Annotated in this window: 16 protein-coding genes; 13 read left to right on the top strand and 3 right to left on the bottom strand. The window is 70.2% G+C overall.

What is annotated here, in order from left to right; genetic code table 11:
• Window positions 1–64: 64 nt before the first annotated feature.
• The 4 genes from AB0I81_RS31120 to AB0I81_RS31105 all read left to right on the top strand — a co-directional run bounded on the left by AB0I81_RS31120 (window position 65) and on the right by AB0I81_RS31105 (window position 7,036).
• Window positions 65–1,891 carry a M14 family zinc carboxypeptidase gene (locus tag AB0I81_RS31120; protein WP_360663624.1) on the top strand — a complete coding sequence of 609 codons (1,827 nt, stop codon included), beginning with the start codon at window positions 65–67 and terminating at the stop codon, window positions 1,889–1,891.
• A gap of 279 nt (window positions 1,892–2,170) precedes the next feature.
• Complete coding sequence (locus tag AB0I81_RS31115) at window positions 2,171–3,739, top strand: cellulose binding domain-containing protein (protein ID WP_360663622.1); 1,569 nt, start codon at window positions 2,171–2,173, stop codon at window positions 3,737–3,739.
• Window positions 3,736–5,169 (top strand): carbohydrate-binding protein, encoded by a 1,434-nt coding sequence (locus AB0I81_RS31110; protein WP_360663621.1) that lies wholly within the window; start codon window positions 3,736–3,738, stop codon window positions 5,167–5,169. Before AB0I81_RS31115 ends, AB0I81_RS31110 begins: the two co-directional genes overlap by 4 nt.
• 67 nt (window positions 5,170–5,236) lie before the next feature.
• Window positions 5,237–7,036: a glycoside hydrolase family 18 protein gene (locus tag AB0I81_RS31105; RefSeq protein ID WP_360663619.1), complete on the top strand. Its 1,800-nt coding sequence runs from the start codon at window positions 5,237–5,239 to the stop codon at window positions 7,034–7,036.
• On the opposite strand, the gene AB0I81_RS31100 is transcribed toward AB0I81_RS31105, so the two are convergent.
• Window positions 7,029–8,609, bottom strand: a complete 1,581-nt coding sequence (locus AB0I81_RS31100) for a molybdopterin-dependent oxidoreductase (RefSeq protein WP_360663618.1) — start codon at window positions 8,607–8,609, stop codon at window positions 7,029–7,031. The two genes, AB0I81_RS31105 and AB0I81_RS31100, sit on opposite strands and share 8 nt — an antisense overlap.
• A 117-nt stretch (window positions 8,610–8,726) precedes the next feature.
• Here AB0I81_RS31100 and AB0I81_RS31095 point away from each other — a divergent pair, with 117 nt between their 5' ends.
• Window positions 8,727–10,121, top strand: a complete 1,395-nt coding sequence (locus AB0I81_RS31095) for a hypothetical protein (RefSeq protein WP_360663616.1) — start codon at window positions 8,727–8,729, stop codon at window positions 10,119–10,121.
• On the opposite strand, the gene erm is transcribed toward AB0I81_RS31095, so the two are convergent.
• The gene (erm, locus tag AB0I81_RS31090; RefSeq protein WP_360663614.1) at window positions 10,110–10,934 is read right to left on the bottom strand and encodes an ErmE/ErmH/ErmO/ErmR family 23S rRNA (adenine(2058)-N(6))-methyltransferase; all 825 of its coding nucleotides are present in this window, start codon (window positions 10,932–10,934) and stop codon (window positions 10,110–10,112) included. The two genes, AB0I81_RS31095 and erm, sit on opposite strands and share 12 nt — an antisense overlap.
• A gap of 252 nt (window positions 10,935–11,186) precedes the next feature.
• Here erm and AB0I81_RS31085 point away from each other — a divergent pair, with 252 nt between their 5' ends.
• From AB0I81_RS31085 to AB0I81_RS31050, 8 genes are all read left to right on the top strand, one after another.
• Window positions 11,187–11,864 carry a response regulator transcription factor gene (locus AB0I81_RS31085; RefSeq protein ID WP_360663613.1) on the top strand — a complete coding sequence of 226 codons (678 nt, stop codon included), beginning with the start codon at window positions 11,187–11,189 and terminating at the stop codon, window positions 11,862–11,864.
• Entirely contained in the window at window positions 11,861–13,258 is a 1,398-nt protein-coding gene (locus AB0I81_RS31080; protein ID WP_360663611.1) for an ATP-binding protein, read from the top strand. The genes AB0I81_RS31085 and AB0I81_RS31080 overlap by 4 nt, the downstream gene beginning before the upstream one ends.
• 23 nt (window positions 13,259–13,281) lie before the next feature.
• Window positions 13,282–13,803 carry a hypothetical protein gene (locus tag AB0I81_RS31075; RefSeq protein WP_360663609.1) on the top strand — a complete coding sequence of 174 codons (522 nt, stop codon included), beginning with the start codon at window positions 13,282–13,284 and terminating at the stop codon, window positions 13,801–13,803.
• Window positions 13,800–14,873 (top strand): peptidoglycan-binding domain-containing protein, encoded by a 1,074-nt coding sequence (locus tag AB0I81_RS31070; RefSeq protein ID WP_360663608.1) that lies wholly within the window; start codon window positions 13,800–13,802, stop codon window positions 14,871–14,873. Before AB0I81_RS31075 ends, AB0I81_RS31070 begins: the two co-directional genes overlap by 4 nt.
• An 80-nt stretch (window positions 14,874–14,953) precedes the next feature.
• The gene (locus tag AB0I81_RS31065; RefSeq protein WP_360664408.1) at window positions 14,954–15,625 is read left to right on the top strand and encodes an ABC transporter ATP-binding protein; all 672 of its coding nucleotides are present in this window, start codon (window positions 14,954–14,956) and stop codon (window positions 15,623–15,625) included.
• Between the two features lie 28 nt (window positions 15,626–15,653).
• Complete coding sequence (locus AB0I81_RS31060; RefSeq protein WP_360663606.1) at window positions 15,654–16,853, top strand: ABC transporter permease; 1,200 nt, start codon at window positions 15,654–15,656, stop codon at window positions 16,851–16,853.
• A 79-nt stretch (window positions 16,854–16,932) separates the two neighbouring features.
• Window positions 16,933–17,787 carry a hypothetical protein gene (locus AB0I81_RS31055; RefSeq protein WP_360663604.1) on the top strand — a complete coding sequence of 285 codons (855 nt, stop codon included), beginning with the start codon at window positions 16,933–16,935 and terminating at the stop codon, window positions 17,785–17,787.
• Between the two features lie 36 nt (window positions 17,788–17,823).
• Window positions 17,824–18,690 carry a DUF6597 domain-containing transcriptional factor gene (locus AB0I81_RS31050; protein ID WP_360663602.1) on the top strand — a complete coding sequence of 289 codons (867 nt, stop codon included), beginning with the start codon at window positions 17,824–17,826 and terminating at the stop codon, window positions 18,688–18,690.
• Here AB0I81_RS31050 and AB0I81_RS31045 read toward each other — a convergent pair.
• The gene (locus tag AB0I81_RS31045) at window positions 18,661–19,707 is read right to left on the bottom strand and encodes an AI-2E family transporter (protein WP_360663600.1); all 1,047 of its coding nucleotides are present in this window, start codon (window positions 19,705–19,707) and stop codon (window positions 18,661–18,663) included. The two genes, AB0I81_RS31050 and AB0I81_RS31045, sit on opposite strands and share 30 nt — an antisense overlap.
• Window positions 19,708–20,136 lie beyond the last annotated feature (429 nt).

The raw sequence follows: 20,136 nt of genomic DNA, 5'->3' as shown, positions 1-20,136 counted from the left end.
CCTCATCACTCTCGGTTCAGGCGCGAGTCATCACCCCCCATTCCGAGCGCCCGAGGAGGACGAGGTGAAGAACCGTTTTGTCATCCTGCTGGCCGCCCTCAGCCTGATCACCCTGACCGGTGTGACAGGAGCGGGAGCCACCGCCGAACCACCGCCCAACAAGCAGTACCGCGTGTCGGGCCCGGCCAACGCGCAGCAGCGCAGTGCCGTGGCCTCGACCGGAGCCGCCATCGAGGAGGTGGCCACGGACTCGGTCCTGGTCACGGCCACGGAGACCGAGGTTTCCGCCATCAGGCGGCTCGGTTACCGGGTGGCGGAGGTGCCGCGCCCGACACCCCCGTCCGCCGAGGCGTTTGACTTCCCTCCGGCGGACTCCGGTTACCACAACTACGCGGAGATGAACGCGGAGATCAACTCCCTGGTGGCGGCCAATCCGGCGATCATGAGCCAGGCCAACTACGGCACCTCGTACGAGGGCAGGAACCTGCGGCTGATCAAGATCAGCGACAACGTCGGCACGGACGAGGCCGAGACCGAGGTGCTGTTCACCGCGCACCAGCACGCCCGCGAGCACCTCACGGTCGAGATGGCGCTGTACATCATGCGCCTGCTGACCAGCGGCTACGGCAGTGACTCGAGGATCACCAACCTGGTGAACACCAGGGAGATCTGGATCATGCCGGACATGAACCCGGACGGCGGCGAGTACGACATCGCCACCGGCTCCTACCGTTCCTGGCGCAAGAACCGCCAGCCCAACTCGGGTTCGAGCGCAGTCGGCACCGACATGAACCGCAACTGGGCCTACAACTGGGGCTGCTGCGGCGGCTCCTCGGGCTCGACGTCGAGCGAGACCTACCGGGGCGCGAGCGCCGAGTCGACGCCCGAGGTCAGGGCGGCGGCCAACTGGGTGCGCAGCCGCGTGGTCGGCGGCGTCCAGCAGATCAAGTCGCACATCGACTGGCACACCTACAGCGAGCTCATCCTGTGGCCCTACGGCTACACCTTCAACGACACCGCGCCCGGCCTGACCCAGGACGACCGCGACGCGCACGCCACCCTCGGCCAGAACATGGCGAGCACGAACGGTTACACGCCCGAGCAGGCCAGCGACCTGTACATCACCGACGGCACCATCGACGACTGGATGTGGGGCGTCTACAAGATCTTCAGCTTCACGTTCGAGATGTACCCGACCGGCGCCAGCCCGGGCTTCTATCCGCCGGACGAGCAGATCGGGCCGCAGACCACCCGCAACAGGGAGGCGGTGCTGCGCTTCCTGGAGTACTCGGACTGCGTCTACCGGATCATCGGCAAGGAGGCCCAGTACTGCGGCACCGGCAACCCGCCGATCACCGTCTACTCCGACACCTTCGAGACGGCCACCGGCTGGACCACCAACCCGTCCGCCACCGACACGGCCACCACCGGCCAGTGGGAGCGCGGTGACCCGGCGGCCACCACCTCCAGCGGCGCCAAGCAGCTCGGCACCACCGTCAGTGGCACGAACGACCTGGTCACCGGCCGTCTGGCGGGTGCCGCGGCCGGCGACTACGACATCGACGGCGGCATCACCTCGGTCCAGTCGCCGCCGATCACGCTGCCTTCGACGGGCGCGCTGAACCTGTCCCTGTCCTGGTATCTGGCGCACGGCTCGAACGCCTCCAGCGCCGACTACTTCCGGGTCCGCGTGGTCGGCGGCACCACCTCCACGGTGCTCAACCAGGCGGGCGCGGCCTCGAACCGCAATGGCTCCTGGGCCACGGCCTCGGCGAGCCTGAACGCGTTCGCGGGCCAGACGGTCCGCATCCTCATCGACGCGGCCGACGCCTCGGGAGCCTCCCTGGTGGAGGCGGGCGTGGATGACGTAAGGATCACTCAGCAGCCGTAGATCGCGGCCATCACTCCGCCGCACGGGATTTCGGTCCCGTGCGGCGGAGTCGTGTTTGGGCCTTGTAAGCGTCCGGTGTCAAAGCTACGATCGCGACAACCTTTAGGAAACTTTCCTAAAAGTAATCACCAATCGGACAAAACCTAACAACCGCTGCAAGGTTCCTCGCGCCGACACCCCCCAGGCCCGTGCTTCGCCTCCGCGGGCAGTGCCGTACGGCTTGCGCTCTCACCCCCCGGTGCAAGCCGTACGGCACGCACACCCCCCAAAGGAAGAACCGTGAGACCACGCGCGATCCTCTTAGCGCTGACGACCCTCGCACTCAGCCTCATCGCCCTGCCCGCACAGGCCGCCGCGGCCACCGCGACATTCGTCAAGGTGTCCGACTGGGGCTCGGGCTTCGAAGGCAAGGTCACCGTCACCAACGGCACCACCACCGCCATGCCGGGCTGGAACGTCCAGTTCGACGTGCCCTCGGGCTTCAGCATCCCCTCCGCCTGGGACGCCGTCATGACCCGGAGCGGCCAGCACTACACCTTCACCAACCCGGGCTGGGCCTCCCCGCTCGCGCCCGGGGCCAGCGCGAGCTTCGGCTTCAACGGCGCGCCCGGCAACTTCCCCGGCATCACCGGCTGCACGCTGAACGGCGCCTCCTGCGGTGGCGGCGGCACGAACCCGGGCGTCCCCGGGCGGCCCGGCGCCGTGAGCACCTCCTCCACCAATTCGAGCATCGCGCTGAGCTGGGGCGCGTCCAGCGGTACGGTCACCGGCTACCGCGTCTACGAGGGCAGCGCCGTCAAGGCCACCACCACGGCCACCTCGGCGACCATCTCCGGGCTCGGCACGTGTGAGAACCACACCTACACCGTCAAGGCGTACAACGCCCAGGGCGAGTCGCCGGGCCAGGACGCCACCGCCACCACCACGGGCTGCACCGGAGGCGGCGGCACGCTGCCCAAACACTTCCTCACCGGCTACTGGCACAACTTCGTCAACCCGGCCGTCGAGCTCAAACTGTCGGCGGTGCCCAACGAGTACGACCTGGTCGCCATCGCGTTCGGCGAGGCCACGGCCACCGCGGGAGAGGTCGTCTTCGGGGTCGACCCCGGGCTGGCCACGGCCGTCGGCGGCTACACCGACGCGCAGTTCAGAGCCGACGTGCAGGCCCTGCACCAGCGCGGCAAGAAGGTGATCCTGTCCGTCGGCGGCGAGGCCGGGCGGGTGCAGGTGGCCAGTGCCGCCGCGGCGACGAGGTTCGCCGACTCGGTGTACGCGCTCATGCAGAGCTACGGTTTCGACGGCGTCGACATCGACCTGGAGAACGGGCTCAACGCCACCTACATGGCCCAGGCGCTGCGCTCGCTGCGCGGCAAGGCCAGCTCCGGGCTGATCATCACCATGGCCCCGCAGACCCTCGACATGCAGTCGACCGGGATGGAGTACTTCAAGCTCGCCCTGTCCATCAAGGACATCCTCACGGTCGTCCACACACAGTTCTACAACTCAGGCTCCATGCTCGGCTGCGACCAGGCCCAGGCGTACACGCAGGGGTCGGTCAACTTCATGACCGCCCTGGCCTGCATCCAGCTGGAGAACGGCCTGCGCCCCGACCAGGTGGCGCTGGGTCTGCCGGCGGGACCGGGCGCGGCGGGCGGCGGAGTCGTCGCGCCCTCCCTCGTCAACCAGGCGCTCGACTGCCTGGCCAAGCGCACCGGTTGCGGGAGCTTCGTGCCACCGCGCGCCTACCCCGACATCAGGGGCGCGATGACCTGGTCCATCAACTGGGACGCGAGCCACAACTGGTCCTTCTCCAAGACCGTCAAGCCCCACCTCCAGGGAATGCCATGAGACTTCGCAGCAGACTCACCGCCTTGGTGGCCGCCCTGGCGCTCGCGCTGACCGGCGCCGCGCTGGCCACGGGAACCTCCGCGTACGGCGCGGTCCAGCAGTTGGCCGCCGCCTGGGCGCCGTGGACCGCCTACACGGCCGGCACGGTCGTCACCTACAACGGCGTGGACTACGTGTGCCTGCAGAGCCACACCTCCCAGCCCGGCTGGGAGCCGCCGAACGTGCCCGCGCTCTGGAAGCAGGGCTCGGGCGGCGGCGGTGGCGACACCACGGCCCCGTCCGTGCCGGGCAACCTCCGCTCGACCGGCGTCACCTCCAGCAGCGTCTCCCTGGCCTGGAACGCCGCCACCGACAACGTGGGCGTGACCGGCTACAACGTCTACCGCGGCGGCACCCTGGTCACGACCGCGACCGGCACGTCCTACACCGACACCGGCCGCGCCGCGAGCACCGCCTACACCTACACCGTGCGCGCCCGCGACGCGGCGGGCAACCTGTCCGGCGTCAGCAACTCCGTCACCGCCACCACCTCCTCCGGCGGCGGCAACCCCAATCCCACCAGGATGCCGGGCGCGCCCTACCTCTACATGGGCTGGGGCAACCCGCCGAACCCGGGCACGGTCATGGACGCGACCGGCGTCAAGTCGTTCACGATGGCGTTCATCCTGTCCAGCGGCGGCTGCACCCCGGCCTGGGACGGCAACCGCGCGCTGACCGGCGGCGCCGACCAGCAGGCGATCAACACGATCAAGTCCAAGGGCGGCAGCGTCCAGATCTCCTTCGGCGGCTGGTCGGGCAACAAGCTCGGCCCCAACTGCTCCTCGCCGCAGGCGTTCGCGAACGCGGTGCAGCAGGTCATCAACGCGGTCGGGCCCGCCGTCGTGGACTTCGACATCGAGAACACCGACGAGTTCGAGAACTACACCGTCCAGGACCGCATTCTGAACGCGCTCAAGATCGTCAAGCAGAACAACCCGAACGTCAAGGTCGTGGTCACCTTCGGCACCACCAGGACGGGCCCGAACAGCCACGGCATTCGGCTCATCAACCAGTCCAGGGCGCTCGGCGTGCCGATCGACAACTACACGATCATGCCGTTCGACTTCGGCAGCGCCAACATCTACCAGGACACCGTCAACGCCTCCGAGGGCCTGAAGAACGCGCTCAAGAGCGCGTTCGGCTGGACCGACGCGCAGGCGTACGCGCGGATGGGCATCTCCGGCATGAACGGCCTGTCCGACCAGCAGGAGCTGACCTCGCCCGCGACCTGGGTCCAGATCCGCGACTGGGCCAGGTCCAAGGGGCTGACCAGGCTCGCCTACTGGTCCGTCAACCGCGACCGCCCGTGCCCCGGCGGCGGCGTGGTCTCCAACTGCAGCGGCATCGCGCAGTCCGACTGGGAGTTCACCCGCACCACCGCGGGCTTCTGACCCCCTCCGGGCGGGCCGCTGCGACGAGCAGCGGCCCGCTCTTTCCCCACGAGCGTGAGGAAACCGCATGAGACTCCGAGCGCCGGCGGTCCTTCTCGCCGCGTCCCTGCTCGTCTTCCCCGCAACCCCCGCTTTCGCCGCAAATATCGCGATAAATCCGGGCTTCGAGGACGGCCTGACCGGCTGGACCTGCACCGCGACCGCCGGCGCCCAGGCCGTCTCGGCCCCCGTGCACGGCGGGACCAAGGCCCTGCGCGCGACTCCGGCGGGCAGCGACACGGCCCGCTGCCAGCAGTCCGTGACCGTCCGGCCGGGCACGACCTACCAGCTCTCGGCCTGGGTGCAGGGCGGTTACGTGTTCCTCGGCGCGACCGGCACCGGCGTCAACGCCAGCACGTGGGGCTCGCCGGGCACCCAGTGGGCTCAGCTCAGGACCTCCTTCACCACCGGCGCGAACGCCACCTCGGTGACGATCCACCTCAACGGCTGGTACGGCCAGGGCGCCTACCTGGCCGACGACGTGGTGCTCGACGGGCCCGGCGGAACCCCGGACACCCAGGCGCCGACCGTACCGGCGGGCGTGTCCGTCGGCGGCGCGACCGCCACCAGCCTCAACGTGACGTGGACGGCCTCGGCCGACAACGTCGGCGTGGCGCGCTATGAGGTGTCCAGGGACAACGGCACCCCCGCGACCGCCACCTCGACCAGCCACACCGCCACCGGGCTCACTCCCCAGACCGCCTACGCCTTCCGGGTCCGCGCCTGCGACGGGGCCGGCAACTGCTCGGCCTACAGCCAGGCAGTCAGCGGCACCACGACCACCGGTGGCGGCGGGGGAGGCGGGTTGCCGAAGCGGGTGCTGGTGGGCTACCTGCACGCCTCGTTCGCCAACGGATCCGGATATATCCGTATGAGTGAGGTCCCCGACGAGTGGGACGTCATCAACCTCGCCTTCGGCGAACCCACCTCCGTCACCTCCGGCGACATCAGGTTCCGCCAGTGCCCGGCCGCCGAATGCCCGAACGTCGAGCCCGAGGCCGACTTCATCGCCGCCATCAAGGCCAAACAGGCCGGGGGCAAGAAGGTGCTGATCTCGATCGGCGGCCAGAACGGCCAGGTCCAGCTCACCACCGCCGCGGCCAGGGACAAGTTCGTCGAGTCGGTCTCCGCGATCATCGACAGGTACGGCCTCGACGGCCTCGACATCGACTTCGAGGGCCACTCCCTGTCGCTCAACCCCGGCGACACGAACCTGGCCGCCCCCACCACACCGGTCATCGTCAACCTGATCTCCGCGCTCAAGACGCTCAAGAGCCGCTACGGCGCGAAGTTCACGCTGACCATGGCCCCGGAGACGTTCTTCGTCCAGCTCGGCTACCAGTTCTACGGACCGGGCCCGAACGGCGCGGCCGACAGCAGGAGCGCCTCCTACCTGCCCGTCATCCACGCCATGCGCGACGACCTGACCCTGCTCCACGTGCAGGACTACAACTCGGGGCCGATCAAGGGCCTGGACGACCAGTACCACACGATGGGCGGGCACGACTTCCACGTGGCCATGACGGACATGCTGCTGGCCGGATTCCCCATCATGGGCAATCCGGGCAATGTGTTCCCGCCGCTGCGCCAGGACCAGGTCGCCATCGGGCTGCCCGCCTCGGTCAACGCGGGCAACGGGTTCACCACCGTCGCGGAGGTGCAGAAGGCGTTCGACTGCCTGGCCAAGGGCAGCAACTGCGGGCCGTACAAGCCGCGCGGGGTCTATCCGAACCTGCGCGGGCTGATGACCTGGTCGATCAACTGGGACCGGTACAACGGGCACGAGTTCTCCCGCAACCACCGGGCCTACCTGAACGCCCTCACGTGAACCGGACCAGCTGCGTCGGTTTGAGCGGGATGCCCAGGCCGGGCGGACGGTAGGTGGGCAGCGCCTCGCCGTACTCGTGCATCCAGGCGTGGTCCACCAGCAGCCGCATCCGCCCGGCCGGCGGCACGCCGTCGGCCTCCGCCGGGGCCGCGCCGCCGGACATCCCGGCCAGCGCCGCGGCCACCAGCTCGGGCGCGGGCGGGGACAGGTCGCAGTGCTCGTCGGGGCCGATGAGCAGGTCCACATCCGGCGGCAGCGGGTAGATCGGCCGCGGCAGGGCCAGCACGCGCGGCGGCGGCGCCATCGGCCAGCCGTCGCGCACCGCCTCCAGCAGCACCGAGCGCGACGTCCTGCGCGCGAACAACCCCTCCGCCAGCGCCCAGCTCAGCGCGCCCACGTCGGCGCGGTCCTCGCCGCAGGCATGCAGGCACAGGTACGGCACCAGCGGGATCCCCGCCCCGCCCGTCTGCGCCCACCCGCCGCCGCACCCGGTGAGCACCAGCAGCGCCAGCATCGCCCGGTAGGCGGTGTCGGCGTGCGGCGTCTCCAGCCGGCCCGGCACGATCACGCACCGCCCGCCGGTCTTCTCCGCCGTCACCCCCAGCTCCCGCGCCGTCTTCAGCGCCCGCGACGCGGCCACCCCCGTGTACGCCTCCTGCCAGCCCGGCGTGTACGGCTCGGCCGGATCCTCGTACCCGGCGGGCCACACGCCGGGCAACCCAGGACGAGCCACCCCATAGACGGCAAGCAGCAGGTCGAACACCGTCGTCACCAGCTCACCCCCGTCCCGCAACACGGGCACGCCCCGCCGCAGCACCCCCGTCCCGTCGTCGAAGCGCGGCAGGAGCACCTCCACGGCCTGCCCGCCGTACAGGCTGAGCCGCTCGCACACCCCGCCTGCCAGCCCGCTCGGCACGTACGTCGCCGCGTCCCGTTCACGCAGCCGCACCAGGAACGGCAGATCGGTACGCTCCAGGGCGTGCCCGGCGAACGGCGTCCTGTCCAGGAAGAACTCCTTGAGCAGCACGTGCCCCATGGCCATGGCCAGCGCCCCGTCCGTGCCGGGCCGCACCACCAGCGTCTCGTCCGACAGCCGCGTGGGATGCGTGCCGATCGCGACGACCTTCTGCCCCTTGTACCGCCCGGCGATCACCGTGGGCGTGTCCGCCGTACGTACCTGACGGTTGTTCTCCCCCCACAGCAGCACATATGCCGCCCGCGCCCAGTCCTCGGCCTTCGGGCCCGCGAAGCGGGGGCCGAGCACCTGCTCGGGCGCGCACGGGTGCTCGGTCAGCACCGCGCCCCCGAGCCCGCCGACCAGCCGCGCCAGCGGCGAGGTGGCCAGCGCCGCGACCTGCTTGGCCCCGTGCGCGGCGGCGGTGTGCACCATCGCCGCCGCGGTCAGCTCCGCCGCGGTCCCGTCGTCCAGCGGCACCCGGCGCCCACCCCGGGCATGCCGGTATTGCTGTGAGTTGGCTGTGAGTTTCGCCCAGGTGGTGACCGGGTCCCGGACCCCACCTCCCACCTCGAAGTAGAGCCTGACCAGTGCCTGGTTGACCTGCGATCCCCCCATGGAAAAAGTTGAGCACAGACCGTGATGTCGTATCGGGATACGTGTCGGCATGTCGGGGATAAGAATTGGAAGCCCTGGTGGCGGCAGTCCTCTGGGTACGGCAGGCTAGATCCCGCCATGGATTACGCACTTCTCACGGGGATCGTCCTCGTTGCCGGTGTCGCACTCGCTCTTATCGCCCAGAAGCGCGACTGGCGACCGTCCCTGCTCGTCGCCATCCTCGTGGGCATCGCCGTGCGCGTGCTCATCATGTTCACCTCGGCGATCGACACCTGGCAGCCGGTCGACTTCGTGGAGAGCTTCAAACCGGCGGGCGAGGCCGTGCTGCGGGGCGAGGACCCCGTGCTGGCCAGCGAGGGCGGCTGGCACTTCCTGCCGACCATCCCCTACGTCTACGGCATCCTGCTGTGGCTGGGCATCCCGTGGGAGTACGCGGGCCGCCTGGTCACCGTGGTCGCCGACATCGTGCTCATCCCGCTGGTGGCCAAGCTGGCCGGCGGCCCCAAGGCGTCGCTGCGCGCCTTCCAGTACGCGCTCAACCCGCTCGGCGTGCTCGTCGCCTCCGTCCATGGCCAGGTGGAGCCGGTCGCGCTGGTGTTCGGGGTGGCCGCGTTCGTGGTCGCCCGCGGCCCCGGCGACCCGCACCGGCCGGGCCTGGTCACCGACGTGGTGGGCAGGGTGCGCCAGGGCGTGGCGGCGTACGGCGTGCGCGCCTCCGTCCCGAGGGTGATCGGCCGCGGCGGCATGTTGCACCGGGCCCTGCTGCCCGGCGAGGGCGACCGCGCCAACCTCAAGCGGGCCGCGTGGGCCGGCGTTCTCATGGGCCTCGCGCTGTGCGCGAAGAGCTGGCCGATCTGGCTGATCCCCGGCTTCCTGCTGCTGCTGCCCAACCTGCGCGCCAGGATCGCCGCCCTGTTCATGACCGGGTTCGTGCCGCTGTTCTTCCTGGTGACGCTGCCGATCTTCGCGGGCACCTCGCTCAGCCAGATCCCGCAGGTCATCCACACCATCCAGGACATCAGGCCGATCGTCGGCGAGTGGGGCTGGACGCCGTGGCTCACCGACGGGAGCTGGTCCCTTGAGCCCACGATGGCCTCGATCGGCACCAACCTGATCTACGCCTGCGTGGTCGGGGTCATCCTCCTCTGGCGTCGCGCCGACCCGATCGACATGACCACGGCCATCCTGCTCGTCTTCATGGTCGTGACGCCCCGGCTCGGCGCCCAGTACCTGCTGTGGTTCATGCCGTTCCTGGTCGCCAGGCCCACCAGGTTCGCCTGGCCGGCCATCATCGGCTCCTCGCTCTGGGCCGCCTACGGCTACGTCGTCATGACGCAGTTCGACTTCCAGGGCTGGTACGTACAGCACCAGTACTGGTCGCGGGCCTCGATCGTGCTGCTGCCGATCCTGGCGCTGGCCATGCCCTGGGGCCGCCGCATCGCGACGGCCCCGGGCCTGGACGACAACCACACCGGGCCCGCGCCGCAGGCCAAGGTCAAATCACCCGCATAGGCGCCCCCACAACGTGACCCACTGGTCGGGGTGGACGTGGCCGACGACGGTGTCGCGGGCCACGCCCGCCGCCGCCAGCGCGGCGTCCACGCCGTCGTAGCGCTGCCTCAGCGACGCGCGCACCGAGCCGCCCACCCCGCCGAAGCCCAGCTCGACCAGTTCCTGGTAGGAACGGCGGTCCTGGACGAGCGGCCGCGCCCTGCGCTCGATGCGCAGGATCGCCGAGTCGACGGACGGCACGGGACGGAAGCTCTCCCTGCCGACGGTGTCGCCCAGCCGCCAGTCGAACCACGGCCACGACTCCACCGTGACCAGGCTCCACCGGCCGTAGTCGCCGGAGCGTTTACGGGCGTACTCCCGCTGGGTGAGCAGGGTGGCCGCGGTCAGGCCGTGCGCCCGCAGGCACCAGTCCACGATCTTCGAGGTGATCGAGTAGGGGATGTTCCCCACGACCGCGAACGGCTCACGCGGCACCCGCGCGGCCGTGAAGTCGCCCCTGACCACGTCGATCCTGGGATTGCCGCGCGTACGCGAGGCCAGCCGCCCGGCCAGCCTGGGGTCGATCTCGTAGCCGACGACCTGCGCGCCGGCCTCGGCCAGCGCCAGGGTGAGCACGCCCTCGCCCGAGCCGGGCTCCAGCACGAGCCCTTCGGGTTCGGCGGCCTTGACCACCGCTTCGACGGCATGCCTGTCGACCAGGAAGTTCTGCGAGAACTCGCGCCGCGCCCTGTCTTGGGGCGTGCGACCGCCGCCGCCGTTCCTGGCCTTCTTCTGGGTGTGTGAATAGTTTCGGTGAGAATGGTCTTTCGCCACAGCACTGCCCTTCCGGGTCCTCGAGATTGATGGGTCTCGAAGGGCCCTGGGCGCGCCTGTGGACGCTCAGCCTCAGGTCATCCGGATCATCGCGTCCGCAGGCGGGCCAGAGCCCCGCCGCGGCGGATGCGGATGTAGTACGAGCCTGCGAACATGCATGACATGCCCGTCACTGTACGGAGCGGGCCTCCTGACCTGCAACGCAATAAACGCTTTGAGCCGGCGTTGAAGTGGGTCGGGTACACCTGAAACATGGACCGACCGGCCAGGGTGCTCGTCGTGGACGACGAGCCGAACATCCGCGCCCTGCTCTCCCAGACCCTGCGACTGGTCTCGTTCGAGGTCAGGACCGCCGAGACGGGCGCCGAGGCGGTGCGGGCCGCCGGCGAGTTCCGGCCCGACATCGTGGTGCTCGACGTGATGCTGGGCGACATCGACGGCTTCGAGGTCGCCAGACGGCTCGGCGAGCGCGTCCCCGTGTTGTTCCTGACCGCCCGCGACGGCGTCGAGGACCGCGTGCAGGGCCTCACGCTGGGCGCCGACGACTACGTGGCCAAGCCGTTCAGCCTGGAGGAGGTCGTGCTGCGCATCCGCGCCATCCTGCGCCGCAGCCGCGCCGCCCCCGAGCCCGACATCCTGCGCCACGCCGACCTGGAGCTGGATCCGCAGGCCCACGAGGTACGCAGGGCCGGCGTGCTCATCGACCTGTCGCCCACCGAGTTCAACCTGCTCGAATACCTCATGACCAACGCCGGGCGGGTGGTGAGCAAGGCGCAGATCCTGGACAGCGTCTGGCGCTACGACTTCGACGGCGACTCCAGCATCGTCGAGTCCTACGTCTACTACTTACGCAAGAAGATCGACATCTTCGAGCCGCAGCTCATCCACACCGTGCGCGGCGTCGGCTACACGCTCAGGACGCCCCGATGAGGGCCTGGAGCCTGCGCGCCCGCCTGGTCATGGCCGTGCTCGGGCTGGCCGTGCTCGGCCTCGTGCTGTCCAACGTCGTCGGCATCGTGCTGCTGCGCAACAACCTGCTCGGCCGCGTGGACGGGCAACTCCAGCAACTCGCCAAGGCGGTCAGCGTCAGACCCGGCCTGTTCACCGAGCGGCCCGGTTCGGTGGGCGAGTGGAACGACATGCTGAACAGGCGCGTCACCCCCGTACAGCGGATCATGATGCTGGGCCCCGACGGCACCCTGCGCTCCCGCGACCTCGACGACCAGGACCGCCCCGTCATCGAGGGCGAGGTCAGGATCGACGTCACCTACACCGTGCCGGGCACCACGGAGAACGCGTGGCGGATCCGCGCCACCAGGTCGGCGGAGGGCAACGTCATGGTGCTCGCCCAGTCCCTCGCGGAGGTGGCGGAGACCCAGACCTCGGCCACCGTCAGCGCCGTCGCGGTCAGCGCGTTCGTTCTGCTCCTGCTCGGGCTGGCCGCCAACGCCGTGGTACGCCTCGGCCTGCGCCCCCTGACCAGGATGGAGGCCACCGCCGGGCACATCGCCCGGGGCGACTTTGCCCGCCGGGTGCCCGCCGGCGACCCGCACACCGAGCCGGGACGCCTGGCCACGGCCATGAACGTGATGCTCGACCGGCTCCAGTCCGAGATCGCCGCCAGGACCGACTCCGAAGCCCGCATGCGGCGCTTCCTCGCCGACGCCTCCCACGAACTGCGCACCCCGCTCACCTCCGTACGCGGCTTCGCCGAACTGCACCGCAGAGGCGGCGACGCGGACGAGGCCATGCGCCGGATCGAGGAGGAGGCGGCAAGGATGGGTGTGCTGGTCAACGACCTGCTCACGCTGGCCCAGCTCGACGAGGAGCGCCCGCTCGACCGCCGGCCCGTCGATCTGCTGGAGGTGGCCGCCGACACGATCCGCGACGCCCGCGTACGTGTGCCGGAGCGGCAGGTCAGGCTGGCCGGGCTGGACGGCAGGCTCACCCCGGTCTCGATCGTCGGCGACGAGGCCCGCCTGCGCCAGGTGGCCGCCAACCTCGTCGGCAACGCGCTCGGCCACACCCCCGCCGAGGCCGACGTCACCGTCAAGGTCGGCAGGTCGGGCGGCATGGGCGTGCTGGAGGTCAGCGACACCGGGCCCGGCGTGCCGCCCGAGCACGTACCGCGCCTGTTCGACCGCCTCTACCGGGTCGGCCAGGGCAGGACCAGGGCCGACGGCGGCGCGGGACTCGGCCTGGCCATCGTCTCCGCCATCGTGCGCGCCCACGGCGGCCGCGTCGAACTGGACAGCGAGCCCGGCCACGGCGCCACGTTCCGCGTACTCCTACCTGACTCCGAGGCGGCTCCAAGCCCGCATTGAAACGCGCTCGGCACATTCGGAGCATGAGAAGGACACTCATCAGCACCGCGCTCCTGGCCGCGCTCGCCGCCGGTTGCGGTAGCCAGCAGGGCGGCTCGGGCGTCGCCTCCGTGACCGCCACCAGCGCCAAACCCACCGCCAGCGCCACCCCCACCGCCACCGCCGACCGGCAGGAACAGGGCAGGAAGTTCGCCCAGTGCATGCGCGAGCACGGCGTGCCCATGGAGGACCCCGACCCCAACGGCGGCGGCGGGCTCAACCTGGCCACCGAGGGCATCGACAGAGGCAAGGTGAACGACGCCATCGAGGCCTGCCGCGCCCACGCGCCGTTCAGGGACCGGGAGGCGCTCAAGCCGGAAGACGTCGAGAAGTTGCGCCAGTTCGCCCAGTGCATGCGCGACAACGGCGTGGACATGCCCGACCCCAGCCCCGACGGCACCTTCGGCACCGGCGCCGCAAAGAGCTTCAACCGCGACGACCCCACATACAGGAAGGCGATCGAGGTCTGCAACGAGAAGTTCCCCAGGATGGGGGCGCGCCAGTGACGACGGCCCCCCGGGCACTGCCGCCGCGGCGGCCCGGCCCGCTGAAGATCCTCGCCTGGACCGGCGGCGCCGCCCTGCTCGCCGCCGCCGTCACGATCGCCGCCGTCGGCTTCGGCGGCGAGAGCGCCGGTACGGCCGTCGCCGGCCGCACACCCCCGGCCACCGCCAAGGTGACCAGGACGACGCTCACCGCGACCAAGACCGTGGACGGCACCCTCGGCTACGGCAAGGCCACCACCGTCACCGGCAAGTCCCAGGGCACGATCACCTGGCTGCCCGCCGAGGGCGCCACCATCACCAGGGGCCACGCCGTCTACAGCGCCGACGCCGACCGCCGCCCGCTCCTGTACGGCACCATGCCCCTCTACCGCGACCTGCACGAAGGCATCGAGGGCAAGGACGTCGAACTCCTCGAACGCAACCTGGACAAGCTCGGCTACAAGGGGTTCGACGTGGACCGCGAGTTCACCTGGACCACCAGGGAGGCGGTCGAGGACTGGCAGGAGGACCTCGGCCTCGACGTCACCGGCACCGTACAGCCGGGAGACGTCGTCGTGGCCGACGGCCGCGTCCGCGTCGCCAAGCTGCGCAAGGCACTCGGCGACGGCGCGGCCGGCCCCGTGCTCGACACCACGGGCACCACCCGCGAAGTGCTCGTCGCCCTCGACGTGGCCGACGAGCACCTGGTCAGGAAGGACATGAAGGCCACCGTCGAACTGCCCGACGGCAGCACCGTGAACGGCCGGGTCACCGGCGTGGGCAAGGTCGCCACCAAGACCACCAGCGGCAACGACACCGTCACCACGGTCGAGGTGCGGGTGTCGGTGAGCGGGCTGAAGAAGTCCTACGACGCCGCGCCCGTGGACGTCACCATCGTCTCGGAGCAGCGCGAGAACGTCCTGGCCGTCCCCGTGGGAGCGCTGCTCGCCCTGGCCGAGGGCGGTTACGGCGTGCAACTCGTGGAGGGCTCGGCCACGCGCTACGCCGCCGTCGAGACCGGCCTGTTCGCCGACGGCCAGGTCGAGATCGAAGGACTCCCCGAGGGAGCCACCGTGGCGGTGCCCAAGTGATCGCCGAACCGCCCGACGCGGGCACGATCGCCGAGCTGCCAGGCCCCGGTCCCGGCATCGGCACTGGAACTGGCACCGGCATCGGCACGCTCGCCGAACTGCGCGACGTCAGTAAGACCTACGGCGAGGTCGCCGCGCTGAGCGGAGTCTCGCTGGGCATCGGCCACGGCGAGCTGGTCGGCATCGTCGGCCCGTCCGGCTCGGGGAAGTCGACCATGCTCAACATGATCGGCACCCTCGACCGCCCCTCGGGCGGCACCGTGCTCATCGCCGGCCACGACGTGCTCTCCCTGACCGACAGGCAGCTGTCCGCACTGCGCGCGAACGTCATCGGCTTCGTCTTCCAGCAGTTCCACCTGGCCGGCGGCGTGCCCGTGCTGGACAACGTGGCCGACGGGCTGCTGTACGCGGGCCCGTCGTTGCGCGAGCGGCGCCTGCGCGCGTACCGGGCGCTGGAACGCGTGGGGCTCGGGCACCGGCTCGGCCACCGCCCGCACGAGTTGTCCGGCGGCGAGCGGCAGCGCGTCGCGATCGCCCGCGCCGTCGTCGGCGAGCCGCGCCTGCTGCTGGCCGACGAGCCGACCGGGAACCTCGACTCCCGCTCCGGAGCGGGAGTGATGGAACTGCTGCGCGAGCTGAACGCGGCGGGCACCGCCGTGGTCGTGATCACCCACGACCGCGACATCGCCGCCTCGCTGCCCCGTCAGGTCGAGATGCTCGACGGCCGGATCGTAGAGGGAGCGCTGACATGACGTTCCCGCGATTGAACGGGGTACGGACATGACGACAGTCCTGGATTCCGCCCGGATGCACCCCCGCGACGTGCTCAGGGTCGGCGGGGCCGGCCTGCGGGCCAGGCCGCTGCGCGCGATCCTGTCGGCGCTCGGCATCGCCATCGGTATCGCCGCCATGCTCGGTGTCGTCGGCATCTCCGCCTCCAGCCGGGAGGACCTCAACCGGCAACTGGCCGCGCTCGGCACCAACCTGCTCACCGTCTCGCCCGGCCAGAGCCTGTTCGGCGAGGCGTCCCACCTGCCCGCCGAGGCCGAAGGCAGAATCGGCCAGATCGCCCCCGTCACCGCCGTCACCGCGATCGGCACCACACAGGCCAGGGTCTACCGCAACGACCACATCCCCAAGGCGGAGACGGGCAGCATCTCCGTCACCGCCGCCCGCCTCGACCTGCTCCGCGACGCCGGCGCCACCGTCGTCAGCGGCGCCTGGCTGAACGAGGCCACCCACCGCTACCCGGCCACCGTGCTCGGCGCCAAGGCGGCCGACCGGCTCGGCGTCGTCCGGGCCGGTCCCGACCAGCGGGTCTGGCTGGGCGGGCAGTGGTTCACCATCGTCGGCGTGCTGGCCCCCGCGCCGCTCGCCCCCGAACTCGACTCGGCCGCCCTGATCGGCTGGCCGGTCGCGGAGGAACGGCTTGGCTTCGACGGGTACGCGACCACGATCTACACCAGGGCGGAGGAGGCGTACGTCGTCGAGGTACGCGGCGTGCTGGCCGCCACCGCCAACCCGGAGACGCCCAACGAGGTCGAGGTCTCCAGGCCCTCCGACGTGCTGGCCGCCAAGCAGGCCACCGACGCCACCCTGAACGCCCTCCTGCTCGGCCTCGGCGGCGTCGCGCTGCTGGTCGGCGGCGTGGGCGTGGCCAACACGATGGTGATCTCGGTACTGGAGCGGCGCGCCGAGATCGGCCTGCGCCGCGCGCTGGGAGCCACCCGTGGGCAGATCCGCCTGCAGTTCCTGGCCGAGTCGCTGCTGCTGTCGGCCATCGGCGGGATCGGCGGCGTGCTGCTCGGCATCGGGGTCACCGCCGCGTACGCGGGATGGCGGGGCTGGCCCGCGATCGTGCCCTCCTGGGCCATGCTGGGCGGCGTCCTGGCCACGCTCGTCATCGGCGGCATCGCCGGCTTCTACCCGGCGGTGCGCGCGGCCAGGATGTCCCCGACCGAGGCCCTGGCCACTCCCTGACCTGTCCGGTTTTTACAAGAACACCGGCCGGGCAGAGGGATAGCTTCGAGTTTCTCGGAACCGAAAGGACGTTACGGTCATGGACATATTGGACCGCGCCGAACACTATCTGCACGGCCACGGGAGGCTGCTCGACCGGCTGCGTTTCGAGGCGTTGTTCCGGGGTGGCTCCCGGTCCCGGGTGCTCGACGCGCTGCGCTGTTACCGCAACGACGACGGCGGGTTCGGCAACGCGCTCGAACCCGACCTGCGCGGTGCGGGCAGCCAGCCCGAGCCGGTCGAGGTGGCCTTCTGGATCCTGGACGAACTGGGCGGGTTCGACTCCCCGATGGTGCCCGCGGCCTGCGACTATCTCGCCTCCGTCAGCACCCCTGAGGGCGGCGTGCCGTTCGCCCTGCCCTCCGTCCGGGACACGCTGCGCGCGCCCTGGTGGCAGTCCGAGGACGACCCGCCCGGCAACCTCGTCCCCACGGCCTCCATCGCCGGGCTGCTGCACAGGCACGGCATCGCGCATCCGTGGCTGGCCGCCGCCACCGACTTCTGCTGGGCGCGGATCGGCGGGTTGACAGAGCTGGAACCGTACGTGGCCCGGGCGGTGGTGACGTTCCTGGAGCGGGTGCCCGACCGGGAGCGGGCGGAGGCGGAGTTCGCGCGGCTGCGCGAGGCCATCCTCGCCACCGTCGCCTTCGACCCGGCCGCCACCGGTCACGTTCACTTCCCGCTGGACTTCGCGCCCGCGCCGATGCGGCTGCCGCTGTTCACGCCGGACGTGCTGGACACCCACCTCGACGCGATGATCGCCGCGCAGTCGACCGACGGGGGCTGGGGCGGGAACTGGGCGATGTGGACGCCGCTGGTGGAGCACGAGTGGGGCGGCTACATCACCGTGCACAACCTCAAGACGCTGCGCGCGTACGGCCGCCTGCCCGGCTGAGGCGGCCTTGTCGGTGGAGTCGCATACGTTGGAGGCATGTACGCGGAACGGCCGCCGAGCGCCGACCTCACCGACCGCGTCGCCTGCGGGTGGCACCGGATCAGTGGAGTCGCCTACACCCAGCTCGTGGTGCCCGATGCCTGCGTCGACCTGATCTGGGGGCCGGACGGCCTGTTCGTGGCCGGGCCGGACACCGGGCCCATGCCTTCGACGGTCGGGGCGGGTGACACGCTGGTGGGGATCCGCTTCAGGCCCGGCGCGGCCGGCGACTTCTTCGGCCTCCCGCTGCAGGAACTGCGCGACCGGCGCGTCCCTCTGACCGATCTCCCCATCCTGCGCCCTCTCGTGGCAGATCTCATGGGCCGGCAGCTCATGGACGAGCCGGACCCCATGAATCGGAAGCTCATCAACAAGCCGGACCTCATGAACCGGTCGGGCCTCGCGGACCGGCGGCTCAGCGAACGCGGGCTTATGGACCGGCCGGAACTCTCGGATCATCACCGGCTGGTTGTGGTCGAGGAGCGGCTCCGTGCCATGCAGGACGCGGTCCGCAGGCACCTGGCGACCGGTCGCTCGGGCCCCGCCGACCCCGCGGCCCCGGCGATTGCCGCCGCTCTCAGACAGGGCAGGTCGGTGGCCGAGGTGGCGTGGGACCTCGGCTACAGCGAGCGCCACCTCCAGCGCCGCAGCCTGCACTCCTTCGGTTACGCGCCCAAGACCCTGCAACGCATCGTCCGCTTCCAGCACGCGCTGCGGCTGGCCCGCGCGGGCGCGCCACTGGCGGAGGTGGCGGTCACGGCCGGCTACACCGACCAGGCCCACCTCGCCAACGATGTCAAACGGCTAAGCGGGCTGCCGATGAGCCGCCTGATCTCACCCGCTCGCGTTCGGCAGCCTGCCTGACACCAGCGCCTGCACCCATTTCGCGCTCGGATCGCTGTCGATCAGCAGCGCCCGCGTCAACAGGCTCAGCGGAATGGCGAGAATCGCGCCAAGCGGCCCCAGCACGAATGTCCAGACGATCAGCGAGATGAACGTCATGGTCGTCGAGAGCCCCACGGCGTCACCCAGGAACTTGGGCAGAATGAACGACTGGGTGACGACATTGATGACGATATACGCGGCGATGACGAGCACCATCGTCTGCACGCCGCCGTCCAGCAGCGCGAGCATGGCCGGTGGCAACAACCCGATGACGAAACCGACGTTGGGAATGTAATTGGTGATCAGCGCGAGCACGCCCCACAACAACGGCAGCGGCACATCCAGCAATGACAGTGCCACCATGTCGAGGATCGCGTTGATGAGTCCGAAGACGGTGGAGACGATCAGATAACGCCTGGTCTTGTGCGCGAATGTGCCCAATGCCGTCACCAATTGCGGGCGATTGCCTTCGCCCGCGGTGAGGATTTTCGCGGTGACCGGCGCGTCGAGCGACATCGCCAGCAACAGCACCACGATGAGGAAGAGCGCCGACAACACGCCGATCAAACTACCGAGCAGGCTCTGCGCCAGTCCGAGAACGCGCCCCGGATCGAACGCCGACAACCCCTTGTCGATCATCTCGTTGCTGAGGCCGTGCGTGGAGGCCCAGCGCTGGGCGTCGAGGAGCAACTTGTCGAACTGGTCGGTGTAGGAGGGAAGCAGCGAGACGAGCTGGGTGACCGACATGGTCAGGATGCCGACCATGCCGAGCAGCACGAGGACGACAATGAGGAACGGCACGGCCACCTGCAACCAGACCGGGGCGTTCTTGGCGCTGAGCCAGCCGCGTACCGGGGAGACGGCGATGACGAGCACGAGCGCCAGCACGACGGGGCCGGCGATGGAGGCCACTTCGCGAATTCCGAAGACGACGAGCACGCCTGCGGCGAAGCCCACCAGGATGATGAGCGCCCTGGGCACGGATTGATCTCGCACGTCCCCGTTCTACCCCTGCGGCGAGGGCGAACCATCGATTTGACGGTTCCGGGAGGCGTACATAGAGTTCAGCAGTCCCAAGGGGGCGGCGTTGATCGTCGGCCCCACTCGGGGACCACCTCCTGAACCACCATCGCGGTGAAGTGTGCTCATGCACTCGGATCGGCTGGTAAGTTAGAGGGGTTGTCCTCGAAAGGGGGCGGCGCTTAATTCCCGCAGGTCGAGCGAGTCCGGTCAATTTGACAGGAACTTGAACGGCTGAGAGAGTTAAGACACAACGAACGAACGGAAAACGCCTCCGAGTGGGGGCCGCGAGAGTGGCTCTGGCAAGGAAGTACGCGTCCGTTTCTTGAGAACTCAACAGTGTGTTAAAAGCCAGTGCATGATGCACAACCCCGTCATTGATTTGACGGATTCCTTTGGTTGACA

This window comes from Nonomuraea sp. NPDC050404, from assembly GCF_040655495.1.
GTDB lineage: Bacteria > Actinomycetota > Actinomycetes > Streptosporangiales > Streptosporangiaceae > Nonomuraea.
Note: the sequence above shows the minus strand (reverse complement) of the source record. Positions and strands in the feature narration are given on the sequence as shown.